Source organism: Cesiribacter sp. SM1 (assembly GCF_020178975.1).
Taxonomy (GTDB): Bacteria; Bacteroidota; Bacteroidia; order Cytophagales; family Cyclobacteriaceae; genus Cesiribacter.
In genome coordinates this window covers 245,315-257,344 of record NZ_JAHXBU010000093.1, presented here as the reverse complement: position 1 = coordinate 257,344, position 12,030 = coordinate 245,315, and the positions used below count along the sequence as shown (strand labels likewise).

Annotated in this window: 9 protein-coding genes; 2 read left to right on the top strand and 7 right to left on the bottom strand. The window is 46.7% G+C overall.

Going from position 1 to position 12,030, the window contains the following annotated elements:
• Nucleotides 1-144: 144 nt before the first annotated feature.
• From KWJ01_RS22955 to KWJ01_RS22925, 7 genes are all read right to left on the bottom strand, one after another.
• Complete coding sequence (locus KWJ01_RS22955) at nt 145-411, bottom strand: acylphosphatase (protein ID WP_224999467.1); 267 nt, start codon at nt 409-411, stop codon at nt 145-147.
• Nucleotides 412-505: 94 nt separating this feature from the next.
• Complete coding sequence (gene deoC / locus KWJ01_RS22950; RefSeq protein WP_224999466.1) at nt 506-1,201, bottom strand: deoxyribose-phosphate aldolase; 696 nt, start codon at nt 1,199-1,201, stop codon at nt 506-508.
• Nucleotides 1,202-1,293: 92 nt separating this feature from the next.
• Nucleotides 1,294-1,692, bottom strand: coding sequence for a hypothetical protein (locus tag KWJ01_RS22945; protein ID WP_224999465.1), 399 nt, complete (start codon nt 1,690-1,692; stop codon nt 1,294-1,296).
• A 154-nt stretch (nt 1,693-1,846) separates the two neighbouring features.
• A complete protein-coding gene (locus tag KWJ01_RS22940; RefSeq protein ID WP_224999464.1) occupies nt 1,847-3,283 on the bottom strand; it encodes a YkvA family protein in 1,437 nt (478 codons plus the stop codon).
• Between the two features lie 208 nt (nt 3,284-3,491).
• Entirely contained in the window at nt 3,492-5,312 is a 1,821-nt protein-coding gene (locus KWJ01_RS22935; protein ID WP_224999463.1) for a sodium:proton antiporter, read from the bottom strand.
• Between the two features lie 162 nt (nt 5,313-5,474).
• Nucleotides 5,475-7,526, bottom strand: coding sequence for a cation:proton antiporter (locus tag KWJ01_RS22930; RefSeq protein ID WP_224999462.1), 2,052 nt, complete (start codon nt 7,524-7,526; stop codon nt 5,475-5,477).
• Between the two features lie 262 nt (nt 7,527-7,788).
• Entirely contained in the window at nt 7,789-9,948 is a 2,160-nt protein-coding gene (locus tag KWJ01_RS22925) for a cation:proton antiporter (protein WP_224999461.1), read from the bottom strand.
• Between the two features lie 270 nt (nt 9,949-10,218).
• Here KWJ01_RS22925 and KWJ01_RS22920 point away from each other — a divergent pair, with 270 nt between their 5' ends.
• Together KWJ01_RS22920 and KWJ01_RS22915 are read left to right on the top strand one after the other, a co-directional pair.
• Nucleotides 10,219-11,601 carry a DEAD/DEAH box helicase gene (locus KWJ01_RS22920; protein ID WP_224999460.1) on the top strand — a complete coding sequence of 461 codons (1,383 nt, stop codon included), beginning with the start codon at nt 10,219-10,221 and terminating at the stop codon, nt 11,599-11,601.
• 157 nt (nt 11,602-11,758) lie between these two features.
• A complete protein-coding gene (locus KWJ01_RS22915; protein ID WP_224999459.1) occupies nt 11,759-12,013 on the top strand; it encodes a hypothetical protein in 255 nt (84 codons plus the stop codon).
• The last annotated feature ends 17 nt before the right edge of the window (nt 12,014-12,030 follow it).

Here is a 12,030-nt window from a genome sequence, read left to right as displayed (position 1 = left end):
ATTTGCATGAAAAGATAGCATGGATGAGGGCCTCATCAGCAGAGACAGTTTTAGCCAAGATGGAGTGCCCCATGCCGATGGGTAAGCCGCAGGAAAAAATAGCTTGCCAATGGCGCAGACAAGACCGAAAGCCGCAGCCTTTAGTTAGCGGACTTCAAAGCTGTTCACCCCTTCCGGCACAATCTCATTGGTTTCCACGCCATTTACCTGTGCCGCCCCCGGCCCCTGCTGACACCACTCTACAAGCTTATCCAGGTTCATGTCTTCTCCTTCGGCTTCTATGAGAACAGAGCCATCTTCGGCATTTTTTACCCAGCCGTTTAGCCCAAGCTCTTTGGCTTTTGCCTTGGTGCTGGCCCGGTAAAAGACTCCCTGCACTTTACCTGTAACCCGAATGCGAAGGCGCTTCATATGCTTAATATTATTAGGACGCGAAAATTAGTAAATGCTGCCTCTTTTTGCAAAACAGCAGGAGGCAGCAGGCTGTACAGCTCCAACCTTTAAACTAGTAAGCACTACTATCTGTTTGATCTGCTGCTTGCCCGCCCTGCCGGGACTCCTTTACCAGGGCCACTCCGGCAGATGTTCCGAGCCTGTCGGCACCTGCCTGGATCAGCTGCATAGCACTATCGAGGCTGCGTATACCGCCAGAGGCTTTTATACCTACATTGCTGGGCAGTAACTCCCGCATTTTGCGCACATCCTCTACCCTGGCACCCTCCGGGGCAAAACCGGTGCTGGTTTTAACATAGTCTACTCCGGCATCGGCACACCAGCGGCAGGCCAGTTCCAGTTCTTTTTCATTGAGATAAGCGGTTTCTATAATCACCTTCAGGATACGCTCATGCTCATGCGCCAGCTGTGCACAACGGGCAATTTCTATCTTAACCCACGACATCTGGGCTTTTAGTGCCGATACATTCATAACCATGTCCAGTTCATCGGCACCATCGCGTATGGCAAGCTGCATTTCTTCCAGCTTTGTTTCCGTCATGTGATAGCCCAGCGGAAAACCAATAACAGTAACCAGTTGTATGTTGGCCTCGCCAATATCACGTTTAGCCTTTTTAACCCAGAAGGGTGGCACACAAATGCCAACAAACTCATGTGCCCGGGCTTCTTCTACCAGGCTTTCAATATCGTAATGGGTAAGCGTTGGCTTAAGGTTGGTATGTTCTATGTAACGGTGCAGATTATTCATATCTATAATTAACTCGCGGGTATAAAAATAAGGCAGGGCCTGGTCAAAAAAAAAAGCGGCAACAGCCGCTTAATGTTTATCTTAAATTTATCTTAATGCACGATACCGCACTCTTTGCACATCTTGCGCTTGCCAACCGGGCGTTTCTTTGGTTTTTTCTTATGCCCAAAGTAGCTGGGGTCGGAGTACTGAGGCTTTTCTGCCAGCTTTGCTTCTTTTTCACGTCGCTTGGCATTCTCTACCTGGCGCTCTTCTGCTTCTTTTACAAGATCTGCATGGGTACGCTGGTAAGCTTTGCTATTCCCTTTTTTGGTACTGCCACCGGAACCTCCAAATATAGAATTAGATCCGGATTCGGAACCTGCACTCCTGGAAGAAGCCGAGGGCGCTGCCTGGTTTGATGAGCTGCCTGCCACGCCAGCACTTTTAGTGCCACTGCATGCAGAAAGCGCAGCAACCAACAATACAATTAATAAGCTATTATACTTCATACACCTGAATAAAGCCGACTTGAAATAAACATACACATTACTTTAATAAGAACTGAATAGTTCCCTTCTTAATTGTGCAGCCAGCAATAAAAAAGGGGAGCCATGCGCTCCCCTTTCCATCTATACATTAAGGTAAACTAGCGGTTGCCAGTAATTAGCTTTTGCTATTTCCTCCCTGGCTGCCAGAAGTATTGCCAGCAGAGCGGCTACCTGTATCAGACACGCCTCCTAAGGTGCCACCAGTGGTACCTGTTGTGCCTGTAGTAGAACCTTTATCGTTAGAGCTACCTGTGCTGCCGCTACCGCCACCGGTAGCAGAGCCTGTGCTGCCGGTAGTACTGGTAGTACCAGTAGTTACTGTTGCCTTACTGCCTGTATCAGAACCTGTAGAGGTGGTTACGTTAGGGCTTGGCGTACGATCGGCAGCTGCTGTATTGCCTACATTAGCTATGCCACTGCCAGTGGTAGTGCTGCTACCGCTGGTGGTTGAACCACCGGAGGTTTCTGATCCCTGGCTGCCGGAAGACTGCTTGGCCAGACGGCTGCGGCGCTTCTCTTCTGCGGCTTCCCAATCTACAAATTGCTGCAGATCGTCTTTCACAGAGCTATACACCCATGCCAGAATAGCAAGGTCGTCTGTAAGACCTAAGATTGGAATAAAGTCCGGGATAAGGTCGGCTACTGACACAAAGTAAATTACTGCCGCTACAATCTTTACAAGCGAGCGGTAAGGGAATTCACGGTACTGGCCATTCGCATACGCTTTCATCAGCCTGCGCATGGTATCAAACTGATCTCTTGCATCCTGCGTGATAGAGGCCCTGCCTTCGCTGTCTTTCAATTTGTTGTACAGCTGGGTACCGAGCTCCATTAACTTATGGCGCTTGGATATAATGATAATGGCCAGTGCGGAGAAGCGCACAAAATAACCAGCTTTGCTGATTCTGCGGCCCTCGCTCTCGTGCTGAATAATCAGGCGATCATCTGGATTAAGCTTGTTGCGTGCAGAGGCAAAGCTTGTAGCGGCACCCTCCAGCAAATTTGCTGTGCGGGATTTAATATCTGTATTGGCCACCAGCGATGCTGCTTTGGCAGCAAGGCCTGTTTTAGCCACAAAGCCGGCTGCTTTAGTTGCTGTACTGGCTGCCTTGGCGGCAAGACCTGTTTTAGCAAGAAAAGCAGCTACATTAGCAGCGCGCGACGGAATATCAGCTTTAGCTGCCATTGCAATAGCACCTGCGCCAAGACTTCTTTTAGCTGCCTTTGCTGCTGCACGCGTATCCTCAAAACGGTCGTTAAACTCGTCTTTAAATACAACTGCCCGCTTTTCCAGTTCCCTTCTGGAGTTTCTGAACTGCTGCTCTACGTCTTTACTGGTTTTAGCATACTGCTTCCTGAAATCCTTAGAGGCATCCTCCAGGTAGCCTTCCAGTTCAGTACTGGCATCGTCATAAGTACGCTGAAGTTTTTTATTGGCTTTATGTAGCCTTTTACCAGCATCACGGCTGGTACCGGCAACTAATTCTCCCAAAATCTCCTGGCTTTCCCGAAGCGAAGCTTTGAGCTTCTCTAGATGTCTTTCTCTACTCATTTTAAAAAATTTTGACTGTTTAAAAATACGTTTTTGATCAAGGAGCTGTACTCAACCTGATTACGCTAAATCTATAAATACGCATGTAAGTATAAGCCCACTATTAATAGTTTACTAAATCTACAGAATTTTGTTCCACCGGAGGAGGAGTAAATTTCTGTATTCCAAAGCCCAGAATCACTATACCAGCCTTTACCAGCCAAAGAAACTACTCAACAGCAGCCTTGGGGTGGGTCAGGTAAATGAGTGTGTCACCCTTGGCAGCCTTAATAGGGTAATTGCTTATAAAATGAAACGACTCATCGGGAGCCCTTAAAATCAGAGGAATGATCTTATCAGCATTCCGCTCCAGAAATGCTTCAAAATCAGCACCTGAATTAAATGTTTCTTCTTTCAGGTCTTCTACATTATTTACTACCCGTTCCATTGTCTGGAAATCGGCTGCACCCCTGAAGAGCAGATTTTTAGGAAGGCTAATGTTTTTGGCCTCCAGCTCTTTGCGTGATATAAGGCGGTAAACATTTCTGTCACCAAATTCTTTGGCAAACTTCTGGCAGGCAAGCAGGTTTATGTCGGTACTGGGGGTAAAAGCCATTAGGTGCCCCATGTCTGTGAGATCCAGGTCGTACCACGCTTGTTCCTGCAACACATTGCCTTCTACAGCTGGCAGATCCTGACGCACTGCCTCTGCAACATTATCCCTGGAAGTATCTGCTAAAATTACTGGCACTCCATTTTCAAAGAGCAAACGGGCTATAAAACGTGCTGGCTTGTTAGCACCTATAAACAACACGCCTTTACGCTTTTTCATCTGAACCCCGAGCATACTTGCTACCAGTTTGGCTGAAGCCCCCTGCACAACCACCGTACCAACGATCACCATAAACACCAGCGGAAGCAGCATCGCGGCATCCTCTACTTCTTCGGGGCTAAAGTCTGTTACCTGGGCCAGCTGCACTGAAAATACAGAAGCTACTGCAGCAGCCACAATCCCTTTTGGCCCTATCCAGCTAATAAAGAGCTTTTCCTTAATGGTAAGGTTGCTCCCGGATGCACTCAGGAAAATACCCAGCGGCCTTATTACCAGCATGATTACCCCGAGCAGTAAAAGACTGTTCCAGCCAAGCTTGTTGATCTGGTCTATTTCAATCAGGGAAGACAACAACAGGAACAGAATGGAGGTAAGGATGATGCTGATGTCCTCCTTGAATGTAAGGATATTTTTAAGGTCTTCGATCTTGAGATTAGCCATTACCATACCCATAATGGTGGCAGTAAGCAGCCCGGATTCATGCATCACCATTTCAGAAAAAGTGAAGCTCAGCACTACCACTCCCAGGGTTACTACATTGCGCAGGTACTCCGGTAACCGATGTTTGGAAAGCAGGTAATAAAGCAGAAAAGCACCGCACAAGCCCACAAATACACCGGTGGCAATCGTCAGAAAAAATTCCTTGAATGCAAGTACCGTGAATTCTCCCTGGGTTTTGGTGGTTTTAACAAATTCATAAGCCAGAACTGCTATTAGGGCACCCAGTGGGTCTATTAGTATGCCCTCCCATTTAAGTATGGCATTGGTGCTTGCATTTGGGCGAACATTGCGCAGAATGGGCATCACTACGGTTGGGCCCGATACTATGATAAGTGCTCCAAAAAGAAAAGCAATTCGAATATTCAGGTCCAGCAAGTAATAAGCTGCAGCGGTACCACCAATAAGCGTGATCATAACACCAACTGTTAAAATACGCCAGATTACGCTTGCAAGCTTTTTTATCTCCTGTAACCGAAGGGTTAGCCCTCCCTCAAAAAGTATAATTCCTACAGATAGCGACACAAAAGCAAAGAGAATCTCTCCCTTGAAAATTCTGTCACCGTTCAGAATTTTTTCACCATCGGCAGTAAAAAGGGTACTGACAGGCCCCAGGAGAAGACCAATAAAAATAAGTGGAATAATTGCGGGCATTTTAATTTTCCATGCCACCCACTGAGCAAAGATACCCAACACCAAAATACTCGCCAGTTCAACCATACCGCCAGTTAATTCCTGTTTAAAAGTTACAGAACTAATCTACCAAGCATTTGCAAAGTTTTTAGTTCCCCTGGTTCCCATCCTAACCTCAAAATACACTGCTGCAAAGTGCTGCAATATGTAGCATGCCTACTGCCATAACAGCTTACTGTGCTACCTTGATTACACATATTCGGTAAAATAGTTGGGCACTTCTACCTTAGGGTATACTACTATATAACTATAGTCTCTGAAGCGCTTGTTTAATTTTACTGGTATTGCATCTATCATAGGGCGGTAGGAGATACTGCCTTTACGAGGAGATACCACCACGATTATGTCATTTTCCTTAAAACTTTTTGCCATTGTAGTGAAATCCTCCCAACTGCTGGTACTAACATGCTCCACACCATTGCTTAGCTTGTTATCTTCAACATAGCGCTGAATATGTTCAAATGTAGCTGCAGAGGAATAAACATAAGTATTTACCGTGAGGGCACCGGCAAGGCGCATTACCTTTTCCAGCCACGATTGGAAGCCATACTCACGCTCCGAATACGGAGGGCACACCACCCGTATAGCCTTATGTACATTAAGCGCCAGAGACGGATTATAAATGATTACCTCCTGATGAGTAGAATCTACAAGATGCTGCGTAAAGCTGCCAAAGAACACATCTGTAAACGCTGCCTGGGGAGAGCTGCCTATTACAATTTCTGTAGCATCAACCTCCTTGGTTACCCGCCTGATGCCATCACTCACATTTCTGTCAATGGTGGTAATCACTTCAATATGCTGATCTGAAGACACGGCATGGTTAAGGGCCTTCTCAAGAATCTTTCGAGATTCTGCAAGCTTTACCTGTGCCTTTTCATCATCTTCTACCACGGCCAAACCATATATAGGAGCGTTATAAACAGGGTTTTTAATGGTCAGTGCAAAATCTATAAGCCGCTCCATGGTATCTGGATTAGAGATGGGCACCAGTATCTTTTCCTCATGATCGGGAGATGTGGTAGGGTCCATCTGATCTTCCTGAAGCGCCATTTTTACACCAGCACTTTCTGTTACAAACGAGGCCACCAGGCAGGTAATAAGAATAAGGATGATGGTTCCGTTCAAGATGTTTTCGTCTATGATATCGATGCGGTAACCTACTAGAATAACCGCCAGAGTTGCCGCGGCATGGGCACTGCTAAGGCCAAAAATAACATTACGCTGGGCTGTAGAATATTTTAAGAAGAGTGATGTTAAATAAGCTGCTATCCATTTTCCGCCAAGGGACACAAGTGTTAAAGCGGCTGCCACAATAAGTGCCATCGGCCCCTGCATCAGCACACTTATATCTACGAGCATTCCCACACTGATCAGAAAAAACGGGATGAATAAAGAATTACCCACAAACTCTATGCGGTTCATCAGGGCCGAGGTATGCGGAATAAACTTGTTGAGCACCAGACCAGCTGCAAAAGCACCCAGTATTGGCTCCAGTCCTGCAATTTCTGCCACAAATGCACAAAAGAACACGACTGTAAGCACATAAATATAGTGCGCATGCTTTTCATCTTCCCAGCGCTTAAAAAACCAGCTCGATATGGTTGGTATTACCAGCACCACAAAGGCTACAAACGCTGCAAAAGAAATTCCCAGCCTTATCCAGAGCTGGCTGGTAAGGCCACCGCTTACTGCTCCCGTTACCACTGCCAGAATAATAAGTACTGCAGTATCTGTTAAAATGGTACCCCCTACCGTAATAGCCACCGCTTCGTTCTTGGAAACGCCAAGCCTGCTTACGATCGGGTATGCCACCAGGGTGTGCGTGGCAAACATACTGGCAGTGAGCAGACTGGTTAAAAAACCATAGTCCAGCAGATACATACAAACCGGTAAACCAATAGCCAATGGTAATATAAAGGTGAAAAAACCGAAGATCAGACTCTTATGCCTGTTCTTGCTGAACTCCTTCAGGTCCAGTTCAAGGCCTGCTATGAACATAATGTAGAGCAGGCCTATGGTAGAGAACAGGTTAACCGCAGAGTTCTGTTCAATCATGTAAAGGCCGTGCGGACCTATGATTACCCCTGATACAATCAGCCCTATGATACCCGGAATCCTAAGCTTCCTAAGCACAATGGGTGACAACAGTATGATTAGCAGAATTACTGAAAAAATCAGAACGGAATTCTCAAAAGGTCTTTCAAATTCATGATGTAGTAATTCAAGGAATTGCTCCATAGGTGTATTTAATATCGCAGTTTATATTTCCCTCTGCAAAACAATTATATGCTGAAGGAAACAATAGTTCATTTTAAGGCTTGCTAGGCTGGCCTGGTTTTACTTATTCTGAGCTCACTACAAGTACTCCCTATTAAAACAAAGGAATAGAAAGAAGTTTACAAAATTTTAGAAGGCAGCTTCAGTACTAAAGTTTGAACACAGAAATTTATAGTTTTGTAGAACAGGCTTTTTATGCCATATATGGTATTACATGCAGAGATTATTTACGCCGGAACATGCCTGTGATGGTCTTGCCTATTTCATCCAGTTTCTCCAGACCTTCCAGCAAGGAGTCGGCTACAGAAGCATTGCTTGCTTCATAATCCCGACTGCCATCTACCCCTAATTGTATGGGATATACCAGGATAAAATTATTCTCCTTAAAGTACCTGTTCAGGTAATTGGGTATTTTCGCCATCATGCTATTGAAGGAAGGATAATGCCTGCGGCTCATCACGATCATCAGGTTATCATCCAGCTTCACCTCCCGTGAAAGAATCAAAAAATCGCTCCAGTCTGTAAATACATGAAACTCTGCCTCTATGGGATGTTTGGCATGCACCTCTTTGAGGAAGGCCAGGGTGCTGTTGCTTCCAAAGAAAATAAGCTTTGCCCCTGTGTTTTTTCCAATATTCCAGGCCCTGATGAGCCAGAAAGGAAAACCAAGCTCACGCTCGGCATTATTGGGCACTACTATAATGTACCGTTTAATGGTAGAGAGCGGCTGAAATGGTTTGTAAATGAGTGTTGTGGTATTACATTTTGTTAAGATACCCTCGGTTAGGTTTCCTAAAAAAGTATCGCTGATGCCTTGTTGCTGGTGAAGACCAATGATCATATCAGTGATCTTATGCTCCCTCACTACATTGTTGATGCCATTGACTATGTTAAGGTCGTAACGCAGCAGTTCCTGAACTTCATTATCGGTGGCAGCAGCAACTACGGTTGCCTTGTTCAATATCTTGCGGGCATTTTTTTCCACTACGCCGCCGGCATGGTGCTCATCAATAATATTCAAAGCATATAAACCCGATCTGTTAAGCTTTGATTTTACTGTAATGCTTAGGTTTACCAGTTCCTCTACATTTTCTATGTTGTTGATGGGAATCAGTATGCGCTCCTCAATGTCAGTTTCTACATCGGCGCCTTCTACAGCCTCTGCTGCTGCCTGCTGCTGGGCCCCTTTCTGGGTTACAAAAGAGGCTATGGTGCAGGTAACCAGTATCATCAGAATAGTACCATTCAGCACACTTTCATTCAGCAGCCTGATTGGCTCCCCTCCGGGCGATTCTCCCAGCACAATATTATAACCCACCAGAACCGCCGCCAGGGTTGCCGCTGCCTGTGCATTACTAAGGCCAAATATCAGGTTTCTTTCTATACTGCTGAATTTAAAAGTTTTTTGGGTAAACCACGCCGCCAGAAACTTTGATACTGTGGCTACTATGGTCATGACAATGGCCACAAAAATGGTTTCAAAATCCTCTACAAAAGAAGCAAAGTCAATAAGCATGCCCACCCCAATCAGGAAGAACGGAATAAAGAGGGCATTGCCTACAAACTCTATCCTGTTCATGAGGGGCGAGGTGTGCGGGATCAGGCGGTTGAGCGCCAGCCCGGCCAGAAAGGCCCCGATGATCGCTTCTATGCCGGCCGCCTCGGCCAAGAAGGCCCCCATAAAAACAATGCCCAGCACAAAAATGTACTGCGAGATATTATCATCGAAGCGCTTGAAAAACCAGCGCCCGATAATGGGAAATACCAGGAGCACAATCAGGCCAAAGGCCAGCACAGAAAGGCCCAGCCGTATCCAGAACTGGGTAGAAATTTCGCCGGTAGACATGCCCACAATAACCGCCAGCGTTAAAAGGGCCAGGGTATCGGTAATCATGGTGCCCCCCACTGTAATATTTACAGCCCTGTTCTTGGCCACGCCCAGTTTGCTTACGATGGGATAGGCTATCAGGGTGTGAGAAGCAAACATACTGGCCAGCAAAACAGAAGTTGGCACCGAAAAGCCAAGCACATACATGCCTGCAAGCGTACCAAGCGCCATGGGAATCAAAAAAGTGAACATACCAAAGACCATGCTTTTGCGGCTGTTCTTTTTAAAATCTCCCAGGTCTATCTCGAGCCCGGCCAGAAACATAATGTAAAGTAGCCCTACAGTACCAAAAAGTTCTATACTCTCGCCCCGCTGCATTATGTAGAGTCCGTTTGGGCCAATGAGCGCACCTGCCAGAATGAGCCCAATAAGCTGCGGAATGCGCAGGCGCGCCAGTAAAATGGGGGTAAACAGTATAATGAACAGGATAATTGAAAATATCAGTACCGGATTCTCTAAAGGCAGAGAAAAATTCAGTTCACTTAACAAGATCATATATTAAAAAATCTTTAAGCCAATATCTACCAGAAAACAGTAAACAACACAAACGTAGAAGCAGAAACAGTGTTTGCTCTACCAGGCTGCTAAGATGGTATTTTCTTCTGTTTCTGTATGTGTAAAGCGAAAAGAAAAGAATTGCCTTAAAATCAAGGCATTGAATTTGCAATGGAGGCAGCACAAGTGATCAGCAAACACATACCATTGCCAGCCGGTTGATGTTTATAACTGCGGTAATCCTCCGCTTTATTGACTACCTTTGCGCCTATGCAGGAAGACCAAGATTTTAGCCAGTTCAAACTCAACAAGCAGTTGCTTACAGCAGTTGCCGAAGCTGGCTACACCAAACCCACCGAAATTCAGCAAAAAGCTATTCCGCTAATGCTGGCAGGCCACGACCTTTTTGGTATTGCCCCCACCGGCACCGGAAAAACTGCTGCCTATGTGCTGCCTGTTTTAATGAAGCTTAAGTACGCCCAGGATATTCACCCCCGGGCGCTCATACTGGCCCCAACCCGCGAGCTTGTAATGCAGATAGATGAGGTGGTGCGCCAGTTCGCGAAGTACACCGACCTGCGCTGCCTGCCCCTGATTGGCGGTAAAGGCATAAAGCCACAGGCCGAAGCCGCGGCTGCCGGGGTAGACATTATTGTATCTACCCCCCAGCGCTTTCTGGATGTGTATGCCTCGGGCGCCTTTCTGCCCCGTTTTATCAAAACCTTTATCATGGATGAGGCCGATAAAATGATGGACATGGGCTTTAAAGGCCAGATTAACCGCATTCTGGAAGTAGTACCGCCCAAGCGGCAGAATGCCCTTTTCTCGGCCACCATGCCAGACCGGGTGGCAGAGCTTGCCGGCGACTTTCTGGATTTCCCGGAGCGGGTGGAGGTGGCCCCACAGGCCACCACGGCAGAAACCATTGATCAGCTGATTTACGAGGTACCCAACAACAGAACCAAAATAAACCTGCTGCTGCAGCTGCTTCAGGACCGCGAGCGCTTTACCAGGGTTATTGTTTTCGCTAAAACCAGGCAAACAGCCTCAGATATTGCCAAATACCTGCAGCGCAAGCTGATGGTTCCCGTGCGGGTGGTACACGCCAACAAAGATCAGAACTCGCGCAACAATGCCATGGAAGACTTCCGGGAGGGAGAGTCGCACATACTGGTAGCCACCGATATTGCCTCGCGCGGGCTGGATATTTCAGATGTAAGCCATGTGATTAACTTTGATGTGCCGCTGGTGTATGATGATTATGTGCACCGCGTGGGCCGCACCGGCCGGGCAGAGAAAAGCGGAGAGGCCATTACTTTTGTTACCCCTGCCGAACTGTACCATATCACTAAAATTGAAGAGCTGATAAGCAAGCCCATTTTGCGCGAAGCAGTACCACAGGAGGCCATAGCAGAAGAAACCCCCTTTGAAGAGCGGCAGGATATGGCCCGGGAGCTCGACAGGCAGAAGCGCAAGGATAATCCCGATTTCAAAGGTGCATTCCATGAAAAGAAGGCGAGGCCAGGCCAGTCGCAGCCAGGCAAGGGCGGCCCCGGTGGTCCCAAGTTTAAGAAGAAGGGACCAAACAAGAACAGCAAAGGGGGCAAAATTGCCGGCAAAGGCGGAAAAAGCGCCCGCCGGAAAAAGGGTTAGGTTTGTCTGCAAAAAGGGAGAAGGCAACCCTCCGTGCATACTACCGTTAATTTTTTAGAGAGGCGTAAGAAATATGCCAGGCATTGCTTAGCATTTTACCCTTTTTAGGGTAACTTCGCACGGATTTTGAGCTGTTGTTTAACCATTTGTGATAGGTATGTATATATTAGCAACTGAATATTTACAGTTTGGGGCAAACTTGTTCTTCTGGATAGTTGCCATTCTCATAGGGCTTGTTGCAGCCGTAAGTTTCCTGGACTTTCGTTCTGTGCACGGACCACAGGCTCCACACCATGAGCCTGAAGATCATGCTGCTTACTGGGAAAGCCGCAAACATGCTGAATCGGTGCACCAGGAGTTTCCTAAAGAGAAGGCTGTTGCCTCAAAAGATCCTATAACTGGCAGACCCTGATCTTCCCGTCTTCATAT